General features: G+C 30.8%; 15 protein-coding genes and 1 riboswitch. All 15 genes read left to right on the top strand.

Annotated features, from left to right (window positions below; translation table 11 throughout):
• Positions 1-10: 10 nt before the first annotated feature.
• The 15 genes from OREMA_RS0114755 (at position 11) to OREMA_RS0114825 (ending at position 20,784) form a co-directional block, all read left to right on the top strand.
• Positions 11-1,852, top strand: a complete 1,842-nt coding sequence (locus OREMA_RS0114755) for a patatin-like phospholipase family protein (RefSeq protein WP_018250019.1) — start codon at positions 11-13, stop codon at positions 1,850-1,852.
• A gap of 112 nt (positions 1,853-1,964) precedes the next feature.
• On the top strand, positions 1,965-2,534 hold the full coding sequence (locus OREMA_RS0114760) for a TetR/AcrR family transcriptional regulator (RefSeq protein WP_018250020.1): 570 nt from the start codon (positions 1,965-1,967) through the stop codon (positions 2,532-2,534).
• Between the two features lie 574 nt (positions 2,535-3,108).
• Positions 3,109-3,492 carry a RidA family protein gene (locus OREMA_RS0114765; RefSeq protein WP_018250021.1) on the top strand — a complete coding sequence of 128 codons (384 nt, stop codon included), beginning with the start codon at positions 3,109-3,111 and terminating at the stop codon, positions 3,490-3,492.
• Between the two features lie 131 nt (positions 3,493-3,623).
• On the top strand, positions 3,624-4,562 hold the full coding sequence (locus tag OREMA_RS0114770) for a DMT family transporter (RefSeq protein WP_018250022.1): 939 nt from the start codon (positions 3,624-3,626) through the stop codon (positions 4,560-4,562).
• Positions 4,563-4,644: 82 nt separating this feature from the next.
• A riboswitch (Lysine riboswitch) is annotated at positions 4,645-4,818 on the top strand.
• Between the two features lie 107 nt (positions 4,819-4,925).
• A complete protein-coding gene (gene lysA / locus OREMA_RS0114775) occupies positions 4,926-6,239 on the top strand; it encodes a diaminopimelate decarboxylase (protein WP_018250023.1) in 1,314 nt (437 codons plus the stop codon).
• A 379-nt stretch (positions 6,240-6,618) separates the two neighbouring features.
• Positions 6,619-7,662 (top strand): extracellular solute-binding protein, encoded by a 1,044-nt coding sequence (locus OREMA_RS0114780; protein WP_018250024.1) that lies wholly within the window; start codon positions 6,619-6,621, stop codon positions 7,660-7,662.
• Complete coding sequence (locus tag OREMA_RS0114785; protein WP_018250025.1) at positions 7,659-9,200, top strand: ABC transporter permease; 1,542 nt, start codon at positions 7,659-7,661, stop codon at positions 9,198-9,200. Before OREMA_RS0114780 ends, OREMA_RS0114785 begins: the two co-directional genes overlap by 4 nt.
• 1 nt (position 9,201) lies before the next feature.
• Positions 9,202-9,861: an ABC transporter ATP-binding protein gene (locus OREMA_RS0114790; protein WP_018250026.1), complete on the top strand. Its 660-nt coding sequence runs from the start codon at positions 9,202-9,204 to the stop codon at positions 9,859-9,861.
• A 110-nt stretch (positions 9,862-9,971) separates the two neighbouring features.
• Entirely contained in the window at positions 9,972-10,418 is a 447-nt protein-coding gene (locus OREMA_RS0114795) for a chromate resistance protein ChrB domain-containing protein (RefSeq protein ID WP_166667941.1), read from the top strand.
• A 68-nt stretch (positions 10,419-10,486) separates the two neighbouring features.
• Positions 10,487-11,239: a TolB-like translocation protein gene (locus OREMA_RS0114800; RefSeq protein ID WP_018250028.1), complete on the top strand. Its 753-nt coding sequence runs from the start codon at positions 10,487-10,489 to the stop codon at positions 11,237-11,239.
• 65 nt (positions 11,240-11,304) lie between these two features.
• On the top strand, positions 11,305-12,273 hold the full coding sequence (locus OREMA_RS0114805) for a hypothetical protein (protein WP_018250029.1): 969 nt from the start codon (positions 11,305-11,307) through the stop codon (positions 12,271-12,273).
• Between the two features lie 2 nt (positions 12,274-12,275).
• Positions 12,276-13,367, top strand: coding sequence for a flagellar hook assembly protein FlgD (locus OREMA_RS0114810; protein WP_018250030.1), 1,092 nt, complete (start codon positions 12,276-12,278; stop codon positions 13,365-13,367).
• A gap of 11 nt (positions 13,368-13,378) precedes the next feature.
• A complete protein-coding gene (locus OREMA_RS0114815) occupies positions 13,379-16,393 on the top strand; it encodes a FlgD immunoglobulin-like domain containing protein (protein WP_018250031.1) in 3,015 nt (1,004 codons plus the stop codon).
• A gap of 75 nt (positions 16,394-16,468) precedes the next feature.
• Positions 16,469-20,224: an RHS repeat-associated core domain-containing protein gene (locus tag OREMA_RS0114820; RefSeq protein WP_018250032.1), complete on the top strand. Its 3,756-nt coding sequence runs from the start codon at positions 16,469-16,471 to the stop codon at positions 20,222-20,224.
• A 41-nt stretch (positions 20,225-20,265) separates the two neighbouring features.
• The gene (locus tag OREMA_RS0114825) at positions 20,266-20,784 is read left to right on the top strand and encodes a hypothetical protein (protein ID WP_018250033.1); all 519 of its coding nucleotides are present in this window, start codon (positions 20,266-20,268) and stop codon (positions 20,782-20,784) included.
• Positions 20,785-20,947 lie beyond the last annotated feature (163 nt).

Raw genomic sequence — 20,947 nt, forward strand, 5'->3', positions numbered from 1 at the left:
TGATGTTATTATGTCAAAGAAGTTTAGAATATATTTAACTGTTTTATTATTAGTTTCTCTTAATTCAACTTATGTTTTGGCAAATATAAATGCAGATAGTAATTTGACTAGAGTGGTCAAAGATGAGGAAATATATTTAGTAGAAGATTATCAGCGCTTTAAATCATCTTCCCGTCCAAAAGTTGCAGTCGCATTGACAGGTGGAGGGGCTAAAGCTTTTTTTAATATAGGTGTGATTAAAGCTTTAGAGGAGGAAGATATTCCAATAGATTTAATTGTAGGAACTAGTATGGGATCGATTATTGGAACTATGTATGGTAGTGGAATTTCTATTGAGCAGATTGAAGAGATAGTAACAGAAGCTCCCTTTACTAATTTATTGGAAATGAATTTTATAGATAATGACTCTTTTTTTGAGACTGCTAAAGTTAATAAGTTTCTTGAGAATATAGCACCTTATAAGAGGTTAGAAAAATTTCCTATACCTACAGCCTTATTAACTTTAGAAGTAGATAGTGGGCATAAGTATATAATTACTACCGATAGAATATCCAAAGTAGTACAAGCTTCCTATGCTATTCCTCATTTCTTTCCACTTTATCAGATGGAGGATAAATATTTTGCTGATCCTGGTATTTTAGAAAATTCCCCTGCTAAGGCAGCTAAAGCTTTAGGGGCAGATTTTGTGATTGCTACTACGTATACAGCTGATAAAAGTCATGATAGTTATGAAACTCCAAATAAGATAATTAATCGATATGTAGATATAGTCTCAGAGAAGAATAATAAGAGAATACTTAACAATTATTCAGATATAATAGTTGAAGCTGATATTAGTGGTTACTCTTTTTTTGATTTTAGTAGTGCTGGTGAATTAATTGAAATTGGATATCAAAGCACTAAAGATCAGATTTCAAAACTAAAAGTGGCCTTAAAATCTAAAAGAATTCCTTTGAGAAAAAGAGTAGCTAGAAAGAAGTTAGCTTTAGATCAAGAGTTTAATGATATAAAATATGATAGAATTTTAGTTTCTTCTATTATATTTAATCCAGTTCTTCATTATGGGCAAGACTATTCTTTCTTTAAACAAGATTTGTTAAGAAGTTATTTAAATATTCCCCAATATGGCTTTGAGTTTGAAAAAGATAAGGTTGATTTTAAATTTCTAGCAACTAATAATGTTACTAATGATTTAGAAGCAGAACTTAGGTGGAAGAAGTTAACTCAAAACACTGATCTTATAGCTAAGACCAGAATTGAGTCTAATGAGACTGATGATGGAGAGATAGGGATTAGATATTATGAGGATAATTATTTTTGGAGTGCAGGGGTAGGAAGTATTAATAATAATAGTTATGTTTTTGCAGATGCTAAGTATGAGCTAGGTTTTAATAGATTAGATTTAGAAGGAGAAATTGATTTATTCTTTGATGAAGCTGGTAAAGTTCCTAAAATTTTAATTTCTAAGAAGACAGTTTCTAAATTAAGCGATTCTTGGCTTTTAAAACCGAAAGTAGTATTTAATAATAGTGAGCTTATAGAATCTCCTCTGATTTATCGAGGATCTACTCCAGATGATTTTAGTAGGTTTCAATTTTCTTTAGATTATGCTTATACCCATCAGTTTGTTAAAAGCATAAAATTGACAAAAATTATTGATATTAAAGATATTGGCGCTTATTTATTCACAGATTATTTAAATGATAAAGAATCCTCTCTAGCTTATGGGGTTGGTTTTAATGGAGATTTTTATTTATTGGGACTGAAACCCTTTAGGTTGGATTGTTATCTATCTTATGATCAGAATAATGAGGAGTCTATTATTAGGGCTAATTTAAATTATAACTTTTAAATTATCTTAATTTCTTTTATAATTTAATTAGTAGTAGTTTATTTATAATATAAAAAAACTGATTGTTTAATAATTTTTGTTAATTATAATTAAAAGTTAAGGAGTTGATATAATGCATCCCAAAAAAGAGAAGATATTTGAGGCTGCGATAGAGAAGTTTGCTAAAAAGGGTACAACTTCTACAACGATGCAAGAGATTGTGAAAGCAGCAGGTATAGGAAAAGGAACTTTATATCGTTATTTTGAAAATAAAGAAGATCTAATTTTTTCTTTGATTGAGTTTAGGTTTAATATAATATTTGAAAAGGTTAAGGCTGATATAATTAAATTAGATGATCCTATTCAAAAAATAGAGAAAGTAATAGATGCACATTTGAACTTTTGTGCTATTCATGGAGCAAATAAATTTTTAATCCGAGAAGTTTGGGGATATAAAAGTAAATTTAAGAATGCTATTCAAGAGATGATGTCGCTTTACACTGGATTTATTAAAGATATTATTGAAGAAGGGATAGAACAGGGTAAATTTAAAGAAGTAAATGCGCTTAATGCAGCTACTGCTTTAATTGGGATGATTGATATAACTATTATACGTTGTATGATGTTTGAAGAAGATTTTTTAACAAATAAAATTAGAGAAGATATTGTTGAAATTTATTTAAATGGAATGGTTATAGACTAAAAAAAATTTAACTTAATTATAATTTTTATTACAAGATATAGATTTAACAGAAAGCAGCTAATGCTTTCTTTTTTCTTATTGTTATTTAGATCTAATTATGTTTTAATATAATAGATAGATACTGATACAGTTCAGGAGATAGGGGATAGGAGATAAGAGATAAGAGATAAGAGATAAGAGGATCTTAGTAGGCATCAATCCTTAAAAAATTTATTGCAATAAAGCACTATAAAACAGCACATTTCTTAGATTATTTAATTATAATACAGGTGACCATCCTTATAAGAATTAATATATGTAGGGAATGGTCGCGACCATTCCCTACATATATTAATTTTTTATTTTGAATTAGACTTTGAAGAGAGTAATTGTAGCGAAGCGTTAATAAGACTTGACCTCTAAATCTGATCAATCAATTGTTGTCTAATTGCGATAGTTTAAGGGGGAAATATAGGTTTTATGATCTAGGTAAACAACTTAATTTATCACCTGTTACTCGTCATTTGTTACTGTTTCTTTATATTTACAATGTTTTAATAGAAATCTATAATAAAATAAGTGGAGGGATTAAGCAATGGCAAAAAGGATTATTAATACTGATAAAGCACCACAGGCTTTAGGAGCTTATTCTCAAGCAACTGAGCTAAATGGTACATTATTTGTTTCAGGTCAAATTGCTATTGATCCAGAAAGTGGAGAAGTAATTACTGCTAATGTGGGGATTCAAACTAGACAGATTATGGAGAACTTAAAGGCTATTTTATTGGAGGCTGGATATGATTTTGAAGATGTAATGAAAGTAGAAGTGTTCATCTCTGATATGGATGATTTTGAACAAATCAATGAAATTTATGGTGATTATTTTAAGCGAGAAGAACCTGCTAGAGCTTGTGTAGAGGTAAGTCGATTGCCTAAAGATGTAAAGGTAGAGATAGCTTTAGTAGCTATGAAGGGTTAAAAGTAGTAACGAGTGATGAGTGAGTAGTAAGAAGTTAGTAATTAGGAATAAAGAGTAGGGTCAAGTTGTTACTCGACCTTTAGTTTAATAATATAATAACGTATAATTTCTAGAAAGTAAGGTGCAAACAGATGGGAGAAAAGAATAGTTACCTGCCTATTTTGGCAGGTCTTGGAACATCATTTATCTTTGGGTTTTCTTTTTTATTTACTAAACAAGCTTTGGATTCTTTAGATGTATTTCATTTATTAGCTTTAAGATTTAGCTTTGCAGCAGTATTATTAACTATACTAAAGTTACTAAGAATAATCAAAATAGACTTTAAAGGAAAACGATGGGGGTTATTAATTTTATTGGGGTTTTGCCAGCCAGTAGCATATTTTATCTGTGAAACTCTTGGCTTAGAATTGACTACTTCTTCAGAAGCTGGAATGATGATAGCTCTAATTCCAGTAGTAGTAACTATTTTGGCTTCAATCTTCTTAAAAGAGATTCCTAATAGAAATCAGCTTCTATTTGTTATTATTTCAGTAGCTGGAGTTATTTTTATTGTTACTATGAAGGGGAATACAGAGGTTAATGGTAATCTACTAGGAATATTTCTGTTACTTGGAGCAGTATTTTCAGCTTCCTTCTTTAATATAATATCTAGGAAATCATCCTTGCAGTTTAAACCTGTAGAGATAACTTATATTATGATGATGATGGGAGCAATAATCTTTAATGTGATTTCATTATTTTCTCATATTAGAGATAATAATATTAATAATTATTTTGCTCCCCTAGCTAATTTGAATATATTATTTGCTATATTTTATTTGGGGATAGTATCATCAGTAATTGCTTTCTTTTTAGTTAACTTTACACTAGCTAAGATGGAGGCTTCTCGTTCAGCGGTATTTGCTAATCTTACTACAGTAATTTCTGTAATTGCAGGGGTCTTATTGAGAAATGAGCCTTTCTATTGGTTCCATCTTCTAGGAGGGATGATGATATTATTAGGTGTATGGGGAACTAATTATTATGGACAAAATAATAAAGCCTTCGAAGAGAATCAGATCGATTATTAAGGCAATTTTTAGTTTTGAGATTAATTCTCAAAAACCATTGACAATTATTAATAATTATGTTATTCTAGTTTCAAATAAATAATAAAATGATAGAGGAGCAATAATTAATAATAGCTTTACAGAGTTCGTGTAAACAAAGAAGTAAAGTGAAAGGGGTTATTGCCGAAATCTTAGAGTTAGCACAAGCTTTAAGATTGGGACTATGATTAATATTCATAGTACTGTCACTAGATTGTAGTGAAGAGCTATCTTATATCCGGATAAAATCTTAAAACGGTTATGGGGTGGACTCATAACCGTTTTTTTATAATATTTTAGATGAATAAATTATAAAATAAGAGTAGTGAGAGGGGAGAAATTAAGATGAAATTACAAGGAAATATGGGGATTAATGAACAAGGTCAATTAGAGATTGCAGGCCATAATCTAGTTGATATAGCAGAGGAGTATGGAAGTCCATTATATATTTTAGATGAGGAAGAGATTAGAACTAATTGTCGTGCTTATAGGGAAGCTTTTGAGAAATTTTATCCTAATTCTATGACTCTTTATGCTAGTAAGGCATTTTTAAGTTTAGCTATGGCAAGAATTATAGATCAAGAAGGATTAGGATTAGATGTTGTATCTGGTGGAGAACTATATACAGCTTTAAAGGCCAATGTTCCAGCTGATAAGATTTATTTCCATGGAAATAATAAGACTTTAGAAGAGCTGGATATGGCTTTAGAGGCAGAAATTAATGCTTTTGTAGTAGATAATAGATATGAATTAGATATGTTAAATCAGATGGCTGGGAAAAAAGATATGATAGCTGATATTCTAATTAGAGTAACACCAGGAATTGAAGCCCATACTCACAGTTATATTCAAACTGGTCAAACCGATTCTAAATTTGGTTTAGGTATTCAAAATGGTTTAGCTTTAGAAGCTATAAAAGAAGCAAAAGAGTTAGAGAACATAAATCTAAAAGGAATTCACTGTCACATAGGTTCACAAATCTTCAAGCTAGAATCCTTTGCTAAGGCTGTAGATGTAATGTTAGAGTTTGTAGAGGATGTTAAAGAAGAAGCAGGAGTTATTTTAGAAGAGTTGAATTTAGGTGGAGGAATTGGAATTCCTTATACTGATGCTGAAGAGAAGCCAGATATTGAAGAGTATGCTAAGATTGTAGCAGAATCTATTACGGCTAAGTGTGAAGAGTTGGATATTCCATTACCTAAAGTGATTAATGAACCAGGCCGTTCAATTATTGCGACAGCAGGTTCTACTTTGTATACAGTAGGTTCTATCAAAGAAATTCCAGGAATTCGTAAATATGTAGCTGTAGATGGAGGAATGACTGATAATATCAGACCTGCTTTATATGAAGCAGAGTACGAAGCAATTTTGGTAAATAAGGCAGATCAAGCAGAGGAAGAGTTAGTAACAATCACTGGTAAATGTTGTGAATCAGGAGATATCTTAATTAGAGATATTCAATTGCCTCAAGCAGAAGCAGGAGATTTATTATTAATTTCTTGTACAGGTGCTTATGGATATTCTATGAGTAGTAATTATAATGGAATTACTAGACCAGGTGTCTTGTTATTAAGTGAAAATAGTATTGATTGGGCTGTTAAGCCACAAAGTTATGAAGATTTAATTGCAAATGATGTAGTAGCAGAAAGATTGAAATAATAATCGAATAATATAATAATATCCCCTAATGCTTAGATATTAGTTCTAAGTATTAGGGGGTTTTTGTGTTTTTTGGAGTTATTAGGATAGAAAATATTTAAAATATATTTTTATTGATGTCGAAATTAGTCTTAATAAATGACAAAAAGAGAGATTTTGTAGAAATTATTAACATTATATCTTTTTATTTATTTATAAGGTTGAATTTTACTTAAAATTCTAGTAAAATCTAATTAGTATATTTCGAATGAATAATATACTATAATATGTAATTATATGTATTTTATAATTGTTGAAGAGAGGTGGATACTTGATTTAGAATTATTAATTTGCTAGCTTATAACAAACATCATTAATAATACTTAAAGGAGTGATAAATATGATGAATTTTAAGCACTATTTAACTTTAGCAATTTTATTCATTTTGACGTTTTCTATGATCGGTTGTAGTAATAATCCAGTAAGTAATAATCAAAATAGTAATGAGGTTGTTATTTATACTTCATTGGATCAAATTTATTCAGAGCCAATTATAAAAGAATTTGAAGAAAAAACAGGTATCAAAGTAAAAGCAGTCTATGATACTGAAGCTACTAAAACTGTAGGCTTAGTTAATAGATTAATAGCTGAAAAAAATAATCCTCAAGCAGATGTCTTCTGGAACTCAGAGGTAGGTCGAACCATTGTTTTAAAGAATAAAGGGATTTTGACCCCATATCAATCAGACAATGCTAAGTCTATACCAGAATATTTTAAAGATAAAGCTGGGTATTGGACAGGTTTTGCTACTAGATCAAGGGTTTTAATTTATAATACTAATCTTATTGATGAGAGTGAAGTACCTACAACCCACCAAGAAATATTGGATCCTAAATGGAAGGGGAAAGTTGTTATGGCTGATCCCTTATTTGGAAGTACAGCAACAGAGTTTGCTGCTTTTTTTAGTAGTTTAGGAGCAGAAAAAACCAAAAGCTATGCTCGAAAATTAAAAGAAAATGGAGTTGTATTAGTAGATGGTAATTCTGTAGTTAGAGATAAGGTAGGAGCTGGAGAATATCCAATTGGCTTTACAGATACAGATGATGCTAACTCTGGTATTGAAAATGGCCTTCCTATTAAAATGGTCTTTTTAAATCAAGAAGAGGGTCAAAGAGGAACTTTTGTAATGCCTAATACAGTGGCTATGATTAAAAATGGTCCTAACCCAGCAAATGCTAGAAAGTTAATGGATTATTTATTAAGCCCTGAGGTAGAACTTAAATTAGCTAAAGGTCCTTCTATGCAAATACCGCTACATCAAGGAATAGAAAGTGAAGGCACTTTATCTATAGATGATATTAAAGCTATGCCAGTTGATTTTGAGGCTATAGGAAATAAGCTAGAGCAATCAAGTCGATTTTTACAGGAGTTGTTCCATCAATGATAGGCAAATCATTTTATAAAAAAGCTACTATTTTAAGTAGCTTTTTTTCTCTTGCATACATCTTTTTTGATGAAAAATTAATAAATTTTGGTCATGATTTATTAAATATTATGAGTGATGAACGAGTAATTACTATTTATATGAGAACATTTTTAATGGCTTTATTTACTTCAAGTGTAACCTTTATTGTAGGAATAATCCTAACTTTTTTTCTTAATGAGGTTAATTTTTTAGCTAATAAATTTTATAGAAGAGTTTATTATTTACCGTTTGTTTTACCAACATATTTTTTACCTACTGCTTGGATTAGCTGGATTGGAGATATGGGATTGTTCAAGTTACTGAAATTTGATATTTATAGTTTTGGAGGGTGTTTATTTTTATTCACATTATATTATTTACCTTTAGTAATCATTGCAATAAGTAATACTTTATATAATAATAACTCTGAAATCAAAGAAGCTGCTTTATTGATGGGAGGATATAAAGGATATTTAAGAAAGATTTGGCTACCACAGATATTTCCTATTGCTATAAGTAGTAGTTTATTGGTATTTATTTTAGTTATTAACAATTATAGTATACCATCAATTTTGGGAGTAAGTACTTTTAGCACAGAACTTTATGCTGAATTTGGTGCTTTTTATAACTATTATAATGCTGTAGTTAAGACGACAGCAATTTTTATATTTTGTTTTGTTATATTCTTATTTATTAGAAAGTCTTTAGTCCGTACTTTTAAAAACCTAAGTTTTAGTTATAAAAATAATTTAAAGGAAGATAATCTGTTTTTGGGAATATTAGGGTCTATCTGTTGGGGTATTTTCTTCTTGTTAACTTTAGTTATACCGATTTTTGGATTGATACTTAAAATTGAATCTATATTTAATATTTGGGATGCTATTGTATTAGCTAAGGAGCAGATTGTTTTTAGTTTATGGTTTACTTTTCTGGCAGCATTTATAATTGTGATAATTGCTATTTTTTTGGCTTATATTTATCTTAGATATAATCTAAAGATGATTTTAAATTATTTAATTAAATTTTTAATTTTACCCCCGGTATTTATAGGAATTATATTACTTTTTCTTTTGAACAGAAGAGGTTTAGACTATTTATATTCCCAGGGAATATTGCTTTATTTGGGTTATATGATTCGATTTTTACCTTTAATCTTTATTCTCATGATACCAGTAGTTAATTCTATTCCTAAAGAACTAGAAGAAGCTTCATTGATGACAGGAAAGAGTTATTTAGAAACTAAATTAAGAATATTTCTTCCTCTTGTAATGCCTGGTTTGTTATTAGGTTGGATAATTACTTTTTTCTTCTGTCAAGGAGAAGCAGAATTATCAATCTTACTCTATCCGCCTGGAGCAGAGACAATATCAATTAGAATTCTGTCATTATTACATTATGGAAGTAGTGAAATTGTTAATGGACTTGTATTGTTGCAGATTATTTTACTGATGTTTGTAACTTTAATATTTTACTTAATTTATAAATTCATTTTTAAGTTTACAGAAATGAGGAGATAATTTGAAAGATAATCAGCAAAATATAGAAAAATTTATTTTAACTTTGAATATGATTAATAAGAAATTTGATGGTGTAGAGATCTTACGTGATTTTAATTTAAAGGTGAAAAGGGGAGAAATTCTAGGGATTATGGGGCCTTCAGGCTGTGGTAAAAGTACGTTATTGAGGCTAATTGCTGGGCTAGAAAGACCAGATGGTGGTCAAATTTATTTGGAAAGTAAGTTAATTTCTAGTAATGATAAAATTGTTCCACCCAATAAAAGAGAAATGGGAATGGTATTTCAGAATTTAGCACTTTGGCCTCATCTGACAGTAGAACAGCACTTATGCTATGGAATCTCTAATTTAGATAAAGATGTTCAATCTCAAAAGGTTAAAGAGATGTTAGACTATCTTGATTTGAGTAACTTAGCTAAGAGATATCCTGAACAATTATCAGGAGGTGAGAGACAGAGGGTATCTTTTGGACGGGCTTTAATAATGAAACCATTGATTCTATTATGTGATGAACCTTTTAATAGTCTTGACCGGGAATTGAGATGGAAGACAAGAGATCTATTTTATGAGATTGTAAAAGAAGAAGAAATAACTACTATATTTGTTTCTCATGATCCTGAAGATTTAATCGAAGTAGATCGAATCTATAGATTAGATAATTAATTATAAATTACTTGAATATTAACTGAGAAAATATTAAACAAATCATGGAGGTGGAGAGAATTTCACGTTATTTATTTTTGTTCTTAGTAATTTTTTTAATAGTGTTAAATTTGAATTCAGTTGTAATGGCTAAGAATTCTAATCAATATGTATTGTGGGAAGGATTAGAGCCTGACCAATGTGGTGTTGCTTGGTTAATTAAGAGGTTTGTTAATCCTGAGGCTAAATTTAAATTTGTTAAGAAGGGAACTATTGTTAAGGAGGGGATTTCTTTAGATACACCTTATTCCAAAATTCAACGGAAGCATAATCAACCTGCTTTTGAGGTGGCTATGAATAGATTTGAGTTAAAGGATCCAGTTTTGCAGAGGATAAGTAAAATTATTTGGGATATTGAGATAAATAAATGGGATAAGAAAGTGACTGATGAAGCAGCTGGATTGTCTGCAGTGATATATGGACTAGCAAAAGTTGAAAAAGATTATAATCAGGCTTTAAGCAAGAGTTTTATAATTTATGATGCTTTGTATGCTGGATTAGGAGGTGAAAAAAAATAAAGAAAATAATTATTACTTTAGCTATTTTTATGATTTGTTCTATTTTAACTTCTGCAAGCTACGCGCAGATGGGGAAAATTGTTTTCTCCCGCAATCTTAATAATAATTGGGATATCTGGATTTATGAATTCAATAGTGGCAAATTAGAACAAGTGACTTCTACAGTAGAGGATGAGGTTAATCCAGTTTGGTTAGAAGAAGGCAAGATAGCTTATTTAAGAAATGGTGATATATATATAAAGGATAAGCAAGAAATAAGAATTACAGATACTGGGAAATATCGTTATTTAACCTTTGATTATGATAATAATAGGTTATTATATTCTTATTATCATGAGGATGAAAGCTGTAACATAGGGTATTATGATTTAGAAACAAAGCAGGAAGGTATTTTATTTGAATTGGAAGGGCAACAGATTCATCCATCTATTGCAAACAATAGACTTTATTTCACACAGGCTTATACTGTTAAAGGGGAAATTCGCCAAGAAGTTTATAATTATTCTTCAAATAAAGGTATAAGACCGGTAGTTGTTGATGAAGATTATTATTTTTACCGACCAGCTATTTCAGCTAAAAGAAAAAGTCTTCTTTTTGGTAGTAATTCAGGCTTATATATAAGTAATAGTAGGGGTAAGAAAATTAAAAAGCTTAATTTACATAGGGATTATATTGAATACCCAGCGTGGGGTAGTGGAGATTATATTATTTTTACGACTTTTGCAGAAAATAAATTATCTCTTGCTATTTATAATTTGAGTTCAGAAAAAATGGAGATACTTGATATAGCAGGAGATTGTAGAGAGGCTGACTGGCAGTAGATTATTTAAGAAGAGATTTAAGTAATTATCAAATAGTAGTTGCAATTATTTATGGGGGTGAGAGTTTGAAAGGATTTTTAAATGTTTTTCTAATAATATTAATTATTTTGATAATACCTTGTCAAATAAGTGCTAAAGGGATAGAGGTATTGTGGCAAAAAAAGATGGATGAGGGATATCTGGGAGATTTCAAACTTGCTAATAATGGAACTATAGTTTTTTTATATAAGAAAGATGTTTTGGATAAAGTTGTTGATCTGGTAGGAAGTGATAAGGGTGGTTATTATTTTTGGTATAATCGGAATATTAATAAGATAACCGATTATAAAGTTTCTCCTACAGGAAGTAATATTGTTTATACTTATCTTCAGAAAAAGCAAGTAGGGTATCGACCAGTAGTCGTGTTGGTTAATAAAGGCCAAGAATTATGGGAGGTATATGGTGGTGAGTCTAATTTCTTCTCTCCTGATGAAGAGCGAATATTAAGTGTATCAGAAGGTGAATATTTTAGGGGAGTTTACTTATATGATGATGCTGGCAATATTATTTGGAAGGAAGATAAGCTGGCTTTAAAAGCAGGTAAGCCAGATAATGAAAGATATATTTATGGTGTTAGTGATTCTTGGGTTTATTTCATAGATATAAAATTAGATAAAATAGAACGATATAGTTATGATAAGAAAATTATTCTTCATTCTTTTGATCTGATTAACAATAAAATATTTATATATGACGGTGATAGTATTATTTGTTTTGAAAGAGGAAAAGGAAAGGTATGGCAATTACCGCTAGAGGAAGAAGTTTATAAGTTAAGGATTGATAGCGAAAACCGTAATATTCATGCTTATAGTACTGAAAAAAAGTTTGTTATTTCTTATGATGGGATGACAGTTTATAATCAAAAAAATAAAGAAGAGGAAATAATCAAGTCGATTATAAATTCAGATGTGAAGTATTCCTTTTCTAAAAATTTGAATTATCTAGCTACCTTTAAGAAGAAAATTTTGACTTTATATAGGATAGGAGGAGAGTGATTGTGAAGAGAGTAAAATTATTTTTATTATTAATTTTCTTAGTTGTGATTTATTCTAATCATATAATTGCAGCTGAAGAGATGATTACTAAAGTTCAGGTTAAGTCAAGCAATTTTAATCCTTCTTCAGGTGAAGAATGTCAGTTAGTTTATAATTTAGCAAAAGAAGCGAAGGTTTATGTTAATGTATATACAGCTGATTTTCATCTGGTAAATCAGATAGCTAGTGGGGTTTTTCAAGAAGAGGGTGAGCATAAGGTAAGCTGGGATGGCAGAGATATTAATAATCAAGTAGTAGCAGATGAAGCCTATTTTTTCTATATTAAAGCTAAGTTTGATGATGGTTCTGAAGCAATATATGATCCTACTACTTTTTCGGGAGGAGAAGAATTTGAAGTAACTGATGTAGACTATAATTCAGAAGAGGGAAGTTTTACATTTAACTTAAAAAGACCAGCTAGAGTACTAATGAGAGTGGGGATAGATAATGGTCCAATGATAAATACTCTGCTAGATTGGAAACCTCGACCAGCAGGGCATAATATTCTTTATTGGTCAGGTTTTGACAAGGATGGAGTTTTAGATGCTAGAGAATTCTCAGGATTAAAACTAGTAACCATTGGATTTTATTTGCCAGAGAGTAGTGTAATTACATATGGCAATAATAAGTCTAATTATTTTAAATATATTAATAGCTTAAAGACGAAGAAGAAAGTATTGAGAGAAGAGAAATTAAGGAAGGTAAAAATTTCTCCATATTACTACTTACAGTTAAGAGACTATAGAACACCACAGTTTAGTGTGGAATTACCTCAATATAATGAAGCTAACTATAATATTAAAAAAGATAGTAAATTACTGATTAGAATTCTAGCTAAGAACGAATTCAAGAGGTTATTAATGAAGAATAGATTTGAAGTTATTCTCTTTTTAGATGCTAAGTTTATTTATGAAGAAGAAGAAGGATATATACCTTTTAATATTCCTTGGAGTACTAAGGGGTTAGATCCAGGTGAACATTATTTAACGGTTGTTTTGGCAACATATAATGGACAGGTAGGTAGTAGAAGTTTAAAGATTAATATAAAAGAATAGGGGGGATTAGATTGAAGAAAAGAGCAGATAAGTATTTTTTACTTGTTCTTATTTTGTTAATTGGAGTGGTTTCGGTGGTGGATGTCTCAACTGCCCAAGAAAGCGATTCGGTAATTACTATCGGAGCATCTATCTTTGCTAAAGAAGGTAGCTTAGGATTATCAGGGGATAACTATGATTTTGATAAATGTATTTATTCTACTGGAGATTTAATTTATCTTAATAAGTGGGGAGATCCTTTTAAAGAGGATGAAGTAGTTGTTAATGTAGATGATAATGATCTTCCTAAACTGGATTTTGATTATTTTAAGAAGAATGCAGATACATATTCAGCTAGCATGGATGAATTCTTAGAAGGCTTAAAAGATGGTAGGATTAATTATCATCGTAAAATTCCTGGGGGAATACACTTCATTGATATACCTGAAGGTGTAGATTATCAGGAATTAAATCAAAGAGTTAGGTTAGATTGGGAAGTGGATAAGAATGATCCAGTTTTTCTAGTAATAAATGGTGATGTTGATATTAAAAGATTTTCTATTAGAGCATTAAATAATGTTAATTTTCTTGTTAGAGGTAACTTATCAATTGATACAACTTTTAGTTTAGGTTCAATACCTTTCTTTTATGATTATGGTAATTTAATTTACACTGAAGGAGATTTGAAATTTGTTAGAAATACCTTTAAATCTAGTCATGACTATATTTGGGGAGAAGACCTTCATAGGCACAATAGATTTAATAAATGGTTTAATGGAGTAATTATCTCAGGGGGAAATGTAGATATTGGTCGAGCACTTTCTTGGCGCTATATGAAACTAAATCCGATCACAATAGATACTGTTCAAAAAGCTATCAAAAAGAAAGCTGATTTAGTAGGAAGGGCTCCATTGAAAGTTTATTTTGATAATAATGCTGAAAGTGAAGTAGGAACTATAACAACATATAAATGGGATTTTGAGAATGATGGTAATTATGACTGGACTTCATATGTTTCCGATACTTTCAGTCATATCTATGATGAAGTAGGTCTATATGAAACTAAGTTAACAGTTTTTGATAATCAAGGAAATAGTGCTTCTAAAATATTTAAGCTAAAGATATTAGCAAAGCCAGCAGAAGTGGACTGGTCTGTCTATCCTTTGGAAGGTAGGGCACCTTTGAATGTTAACTTTGAGATAAAGGTTAGTGATGATATTAAGAAGTGTGTAGTTGATTTTGAAGGTGATGGAAACTATGACTACTCTAAGTTTGAAGAAATTCTTTCTTTTGATGAAGAGTATCAGAATAGTAATGATAATTGGATAGCTGAAGGTAGCTGGGGTAAGAGTGATTCTTTATACTATACAGAGCCTGATTCTTGGACAGATTCACCTGCAGGAAATTATGGAGATAATAATGATTCTAGTTTGATAATCAATGAGGTTGATTTAAGTGAAAGTGAAGATCCTGTTTTAGAATTCTACCATAGGTATAATGTTGAGTCTTATGATGATTTCTGTTTTGTAGAGATATCAGAAGATGGAGGTAATAGTTGGAATAGATTAAAACAATATACTGGTAGTAAACCATCTTTTGGGAAGGAAGAAGTACTATTAGCGGATTATGTGGGAGAGGTTGTTAGTATCAGATTTAGATTAGTAAGTGATGGTTATCGTAATTATGATGGTTGGTATTTAGATCAGATTAGAGTTTATGATAATAGAAGTGAATTTACACATAGTTATGAAGAAGTTGGAAGTTATAAGCCGACTTTGAAAGTGATTGATAGCTTAGGTAATGAATTTATTAAGACTAAAGAGATTAGAGTTAAAGATAGAGGTAGCACAGATTTAAGTGTTGGTATATCTGTGGATAAAAGCAAGGGGGATGCACCATTAACTGTTAATTTTGATGGTGTGATATATAGTTATGGCAGTGAAGTAGTTTTATATGAATGGGATTTTGATGGTGATGGTATGGTTGATTGGAGTGGTGAAGATAAAGAAGAAGCTTTGAATGCTTCATATACTTATGAAAATTCTGGTTTATATCAGCCAGAACTTAAGATTACTGATAATAATGGGAATAGTGCTAAGATGGAAGTTGAAATTAGAGTTAATCTTGATCTTTCTTTTGATAGTGTTGATAGATATTTCAATCCTTATCAGGATGAAAGTGTAAGAATTGATTATAATCTTGATGGACCGGCTGATGTTTCGATTGATTTAGTAAAGAGGGATGGAAGTATTGTTAGGAGTTTGCTTGAAGAAGCGAGTAGGAATGCAGGGCTAAATAGTGATAGCTGGGATGGTAGAGATGATAATGGTAATTTATTAGAGCCTGATGTTTATTATGTAGTTATTAAGGCTAATAATGGCTTTTCTAATGATATTGTTGATAATAGAGATCAGTTTGATAAGCTATCATATCCTGGAATTAATTTTTCTAATTCATTGACTCCATACATGAGTAAGTTCTGTGATGTTTCATGGTATATGGGAGAAAGAGCCTTAGTAACTCTTTATATTGGTGATTATAGAAGCGGAGAGAGAGTAAGGACATTTCTAAATAAAGAACCTCTTTTAGCGGGTAATCAAAGTCTTCTGTGGGATGGGATTAATGATAGTGGAGAAGTAGCAGCTGAAAATTCTTATGTCTTTGCTATTCATTTAGAGTCGATTCCAAAGACAGGTATTATTCTACAGCCAATGAATGCTTATGTGAAAGACTTTAAGGTGAGTCCTTATTACTTTAATGCAGAGGATAATCCCTATCAGGCAGTACCTGGAATGAATGAGACAGAATTTAGTATTACTTTGACTGAAGCTGCTAAGCTAAAGGTAGATATATATGATAAAAGTGGTAATAAGATTAGATCATTAGTTAGTGATAAGTATCAAAGTAATCATTTGTTGACTTGGGATGGAGTTAATGATGAGGGAGAAAGTCTTGCAGAAGGATTGTATAGTGTGGAGGTAAGACCTATCTCTGAAGCTGGTTTAGAATCAGAGACTTTTAAAGCTTATATTTATCTCTTTTATTAAAAAGAAGTGGAGTAATGAGTAATAAATCAGTAATAAGTATTGATATAAAATTAAGAAAGAGAGGTAAACTTAGTTATGAATAATAGAAAAAGTAGGTTATTAATAGGGATGATGGTGGTAGTTTTACTCTTATCCTTTTCTGTAATAGGGCAGGCATATAATAAACCCTGGGATCAGGGGCATAATGGTACTAATCTGGATGATGAAGGACCTTCTTCACCAGGAGATAAAGCTACAGATAAGAATAATGAATGTAAAAATGGAGATCCTGTTGATTTATATACTGGGAACTTTGATTATGATACTGTAGATTTTCAAGTGGCTAGTCGTGGTATAAATATGATCTTTCAGCGTTCTTATAATGCTGTAGATTATTATGATGGCCCCTTTGGTCCAGGTTGGAATTTCTCTTATAATATTAGATTAATAGAAATCCCCAAAAAATCATATAGAATAGAAGGAGAAAATGGAGAAGTTCGTATTGTTATTATCCCTAAGAAGGTTATTATTCGTCAAGGCAATAGCGATAGGCTGACTTTTGTAAAAGGCGAAGATAGTTATAGTTGTTTATCAAATGAATTTCAAGGAAGTTTAGAGGAAGAAATTAATGGAAGCTATATTTTGCGTCAAAAATCAGGATTATATCAAGTGTTTAGCTCTGAAGGTGTGATTAAAGAAGAGGCTGATAGAAATGGAAATAAGATTTCATTTAGATATGATGGAAGTGGTCGCTTAACTAGTATCAATGATACAGTAGGTAGAGTTTATAGTCTTATCTACAATAGTTCAGGTAAGGTGAGCAGGATAATTATTCCAGGTAATCAGAGATTTAGGTATAATTATGATAGACAAGGTAGGTTAACAGAGTTTGTAGAGCCAAATGGAGCAACAACTAGATATACCTATAAGGGTGATACAAGATTATTGACTAAAATTATCGATCCTGCTAGGGTAACTAGAGTAGAAAATCATTATGATGAGCAGGATAGGGTTTTAAAACAGTTTTATGATGGTGGTAATTTTAAATTTAATTATAGTAGCGGTGATTATCGTGAAGTGACAGATAGAAAAGGTAGTATAAGTAAATACTGGTTAGATGATGGAGGACGCCCATTAAAAAAAGAGGATCCGCTAAATAATAGAATCAAGTATAGTTATAATGGGGCTGGAAAAGTTAGCTCAATTATTAATCCTAAAGGTGCTACAACTAAATTTCAATATGATGATAATCAAAATTTAGTTAAAATTATTAATCCATTAGAGCAAAGTATAGGTATAGAATATAATAAATTTGGTGAACCGACAAGTCAGAGTGATTTAACTGGTGATAAGCAGATAGAGTATATCTATGATGAAGATGGGAATATAAGCAAAGTTAAGACAGCAGCAGGGGTAAGTAGTGATTATGAGACTAATGAATATGGTCAGGTAATTAAGGTGACAAATAATAATGGAGAGAGTTATCAATTTGAGTATGATCAATATGGATATTTAGATGCTGTCATTGATCCTCTAGGAAATAGAAGTGAGTATCAATATGATGCCTTAGGTAGATTAACAAGCCAGACTGATGCTAAGGGTAATGTAACTATTTATGAGTATGGTTACTATGGAGTTACTAAGGTAAGAGATGCCAAAGGAAATGAGACTAAATATGAATATGATAGTAAGGGTAATCTAATCAAAGTAACTGATGCTTTAGGAAATAGTACAGAGTATCAATATAATGACTGGGATAATCTAGTTAAGATAATTGATGCTTTAGGCAATACTGTGGTTAGTTATAGTTATGATGCCAATGAGAACCTAAAACAGATCACTGATGCTAAAGGAAATACAACTACTTATCATTACGATGAATTAGATCGAGTAATAAAAGTAGTAGATGCAGTAGGTAATGAGGTAGAGTATGGCTATGATGCTGTCGGAAATATGATTGAGTTTAGTGATACTAAGGATAATAGTTATAATTATGAGTATGATAAGTTAGGAAGGTTAATTAAAGAGGTAGATCCTCTTAATCATCAGAAGACTTACAGTTATAATGAGGAGGGATTATTGGATCTAGTCAATGAGGCTGATGGTGATATAATCGATTATGATTATGATGACTTTAATAGATTAACTCAAGTCGATTATTCAGGGGAGCTAAGTAAAAGCTATAGTTATGATAACTTAGGAAGAACAGCGAGTATCAGTCGAGGGATGGATAGTATCTCCTTTGCTTATAATAGCTTAGGGCAGGTAAAGGAAATAATAGATATGATGGGTAGAAAGCTAAGCTATAACTATGATGCAGTAGGCAATCGGACAGGGCTGACTCTACCTAATACTAAGAGCTTTGTTTATGCTTATAATCAACTGAATCGACTAACAGCAATTACAGCACCTAATGGTGATCAATTCAGCTATGAATATGATGCAATCGGTAGAAGAACGAAGTTAAGCTATCCTAATGGCAAGATAGCAAGCTATGACTATGATGCTTTAGGTAGATTGACAGAATTAAATAATGGAATCAATAATTATAGTTACAACTATGATGAAGTGTCTAATATTAAGAGTATAGTCTCTTCAACAGGCAGAACTAACTACAATTATGATAAGTTGAATCGCTTAACAGGAGTTACTTATCCTGATGGAGAAAATATATCCTATAGTTATGATGCCATGGGTAATCGTACTAGAATGACTACTGCTCAAGGTACAACCAGCTATAGCTATAATCAGTTAAATCAGTTAGTATCAGCAGGTAGTATAAATTATCAATATGATGGAGAAGGAAAACTAATTCAGAAGACAGACGGAAGTGAAACTTTTACTTATAGTTATAATGCTTATGATAGACTGGCTCAAGTAACTAAGAATAACACAGAGCTTGCTAGTTATGGCTATGACCCTATGGGCAGAAGAGTAAGTGTCACTGAAGATGGTCAACAGCGAGATTATCTCTGGGATGGGAATAGTTTACTTGCTACTTATCTAGGTACTTCGATGGAGAATCTCTATGCAGTAGGCTCAGGAATTGATGAAGTCTTAGGAGTCTATGGTGAGCAGAGTCAATATTTGCATAGTAATCACCTAGGTTCAATCACAGGTATTACTGGAATAGATGGAAGTGTGTTGGGTACACAGAGCTATACACCATATGGTATGGTGAGGAATACTACAGGTAACTTCCATACTAGACTAGGCTTTATAGGTCGTGAGCATGATACTACAGGACTGACTTACATAAGAGCTAGATACTATGATGCTAGTGTCGGTAGGTTTACGAGAGTGGATCCGGTGAGAGATGGATTGAATTGGTATGGGTATGCTGGTGGGAATCCAGTTAATTATTATGATCCTTATGGATTATTTTCTATGTCATGTCCAATCGTACAAAGTGCTCTAGAGCGACTGGCAATGACATGGGGGGCAGCTTTTGCTGAACCGACTTTTTTAGGTGAAATTGCTGCTATAGGAATTTCAGGTGGGATTATAATTAATGGTGCATGGGATATATATACTTATAATAAGGATAAAAGTGGTGAGGGTGATGAACGAAAAGGAAAAACCCCAGAAGATTTAATTGAGGAAGGATGGAAAGATGTAACACATCCTCAAAAAAAGAAAAATACTGATATGACTGATTTATCTAAGGATGGAGAAAAAATAGAACACCATCCTGGTAAACCAGGGAAACCAGGTTGGGAGGGTAAAGACCATTATCATAGGCATAATCCTAATAAAACTGGTAAAGGAGATTATTATCTTGATAAAAATGGAAATCCAGTTCCTAAAAATTCAAATCCGTCTCATCTTAATCCTTGGGAATTACCATTTTAGTTATATTGTTTATGTTACTTTTATGAGAGGAGATAGTGCAAATGAAATCAAATAAAGAAAAAGTTTTCTTTTATAATAAGATAAATAATGAAGATATAATTTTTTCATTTGACAATTGTAGTTGTTTAGAGTTTATTAAATTATTGCCTATGGATTTAAAATTAAAAATTGTAAATTTTAGTGGAAGTAAACTTTTTAATGAAGAAATTTATATTGGAGTTGAGGAAGTAAATCATATAAATTCTATAGAAAAAATGAAAGAATTTTTACAAACAAATATTAATTTACTTATAGATGATATAGATTTTATTTTGCAAGATGCTATTGAAGTAAGTATCCATGATGATTATGAAGTAAATTTAACTTTTTCCTTAACTTCTTTAAAAATAAAATATGATTCTTTTATTGAAAGTATTTTAAGAAAAATAGGATATAAATCTATAGCTTTTGATTATCTAAAACAAAATATCGGAAAATATGTTTTAATAGAAAAAGAAGCTCAGATTAAAAAAGTATATGATTCTTTTGATGATTATATAGATGATATTAGGAAGAAGTAATAGGGATTCCAGAAGAATTTATTTGTAAAGTAATCAGGTAATAATTATTACCTGATTACTTTATGTAGTAAATAAAAATAGTACTGAGATTGCCAGTTACGCTTATGACCCTATAGGCAGGAGAGTAAGTGTCACTGAAGATGGTCGACAGCGAGATTATCTC

Source organism: Orenia marismortui DSM 5156, from assembly GCF_000379025.1.
GTDB lineage: Bacteria > Bacillota > Halanaerobiia > Halobacteroidales > Halobacteroidaceae > Orenia > Orenia marismortui.

Excerpts from the sequence above, each read along its gene's own strand:
- OREMA_RS0114755 (WP_018250019.1), top strand. The coding sequence starts at position 11 with ATGTCAAAGAAGTTTAGAATATATTTAACTGTTTTATTATTAGTTTCT.
- OREMA_RS0114760 (WP_018250020.1), top strand. The coding sequence starts at position 1,965 with ATGCATCCCAAAAAAGAGAAGATATTTGAGGCTGCGATAGAGAAGTTT.
- OREMA_RS0114765 (WP_018250021.1), top strand. The coding sequence starts at position 3,109 with ATGGCAAAAAGGATTATTAATACTGATAAAGCACCACAGGCTTTAGGA.
- OREMA_RS0114770 (WP_018250022.1), top strand. The coding sequence starts at position 3,624 with ATGGGAGAAAAGAATAGTTACCTGCCTATTTTGGCAGGTCTTGGAACA.
- lysA (WP_018250023.1), top strand. The coding sequence starts at position 4,926 with ATGAAATTACAAGGAAATATGGGGATTAATGAACAAGGTCAATTAGAG.
- OREMA_RS0114780 (WP_018250024.1), top strand. The coding sequence starts at position 6,619 with ATGATGAATTTTAAGCACTATTTAACTTTAGCAATTTTATTCATTTTG.
- OREMA_RS0114785 (WP_018250025.1), top strand. The coding sequence starts at position 7,659 with ATGATAGGCAAATCATTTTATAAAAAAGCTACTATTTTAAGTAGCTTT.
- OREMA_RS0114800 (WP_018250028.1), top strand. The coding sequence starts at position 10,487 with ATGGGGAAAATTGTTTTCTCCCGCAATCTTAATAATAATTGGGATATC.
- OREMA_RS0114820 (WP_018250032.1), top strand. The coding sequence starts at position 16,469 with ATGAATAATAGAAAAAGTAGGTTATTAATAGGGATGATGGTGGTAGTT.
- OREMA_RS0114825 (WP_018250033.1), top strand. The coding sequence starts at position 20,266 with ATGAAATCAAATAAAGAAAAAGTTTTCTTTTATAATAAGATAAATAAT.